This window comes from Oleiphilus sp. HI0132, from assembly GCF_001635845.1.
In genome coordinates this window covers 1-1,663 of record NZ_LWGJ01000096.1, presented here as the reverse complement: position 1 = coordinate 1,663, position 1,663 = coordinate 1, and the positions used below count along the sequence as shown (strand labels likewise).

The window sequence follows — 1,663 nt, the reverse complement described above, 5'->3', positions numbered from 1 at the left end:
CCGATATTGGCTTCGATGCTTATTTCCCAAAACCTGCGACTACCTCTGACCTATTTGATGCGTTAAGTATTTTGGCGGATGACGGTCAAGCACTACAACAAGCTCAACCTCTGATCACCTCTGAAAGCATTAAGACCTACTCTACGAAGGATTCGAGACAAATAAAATGGCCAGAAGGTACCCGTTTATTGATCCTGGAGGATAATTATATTAACCAAATGGTAGCCCTCAGCACGTTAAAAAACATTGGCCTACACGCGGATGTCGCTGGCAATGGCCTGGAAGCAATTAGCAGTTTGATACAAACCACCGCCAATACCCCACACACTTTAATCCTTATGGATTGTCAAATGCCCGAAATGGACGGCTATGAAGCCACTCGAGCTATTCGCGATGGCAAAGCTGGACAGTTCTACACCGACATTCCGATCATTGCGATGACAGCCAATGCAATGCAAGGAGATAAAGAAAAGTGCTTGGCTGCCGGTATGAACGCCTATCTAAGCAAACCAATTTATAACGACGCACCAATTTCTACACTCATTAGTTATGTGTGTAACAACAAACCTGAATATGAAGACGCACCTATGCCTCAAGATGATACAAGCACCAAACCCAACGCTACTGCTTCAACTAGCGAGCAAGATACCCCTACCCACTGGAACCCTGACGGTCTAAGAGAGAGAATCTACAATAACGATGATTTATTCTCTGCATTGCTGAATAGCTTCCTTAGTGACAGCCCGAAGCACTCTGAAGATATTCTAAAGGCCTGTAACGAATTAGATCTAAAAGCGCTTAAAGCCATTTCACACCTTCTCAAAGGTGTCTGCGGGCAACTTTGCGCCGACAAGCTCCAAAGTCTCTGCGCTGCCATTGAACAGGTTTCTCTAAGACCTATTGAGCAAGTAGATAAGCACGAACTTGAAGGACTTCATGTAGAGTTCACAACAGAGTTAAGCTTGCTCGAACAATCATTTACTGAAGCACTCGACCAAAGTACTGCATCGACCAGCGACGAATCAGATGAAACACTCTCTAATGACGAGTTTATAAACCAACTAAACACGCTTCAAAACAAGCTTGAACAATCAGATTATATCGACCCAGACAGTTTAAGCCTCCTTAAAACAGCCTTCCCCGATAGGCAGGAAATCCAAAATTTGGTCATAAAACTCGTTGAAGAAATCAATTTATTTGACAATACGGCAGCATCAACGACACTTAAAGAGATATTGGCTCTGATTCAGACCTCATAACCAGACTGGCACCTAATAAATGGCCCCTCAAATATCGAGCGAGAAACAAGGAAAGCCAACCGTCCTCATTGTTGATGACGCGCCCGCTAACGTCCAAATTCTCGCTCTCATGTTCCGCGATCTTTATCAGGTCAAAGTCGCTACTTCTGGAGCAAAATGTCTGGAAGTCGCTCGTACAGAGCCCCAACCCGAGCTCATTCTACTTGATATCATGATGCCTGATATGGATGGCTTTGAAACCAGCAAGCACTTAAAAGAAGATGAAGAGACGGCTGGCATCCCCGTTATTTTTGTTACAGGCCTTCAAGACTCGCACGATGAAGAAAAAGGCCTTAAGCTAGGCGCCGCCGACTATATTCGTAAACCAGTGAGAGAAGCGATTGCAATCTCGCGCATCAACACAC

At 44.7% G+C, this 1,663-nt stretch carries 2 protein-coding genes; both read left to right on the top strand.

Going from position 1 to position 1,663, the window contains the following annotated elements:
- Positions 1 to 1,259: response regulator (locus A3766_RS01260; protein ID WP_156508595.1), on the top strand; the 1,259-nt coding region annotated here is incomplete at its 5' end.
- Positions 1,260 to 1,278: 19 nt separating this feature from the next.
- Positions 1,279 to 1,663: response regulator (locus A3766_RS01255; protein ID WP_156508594.1), on the top strand; the 385-nt coding region annotated here is incomplete at its 3' end.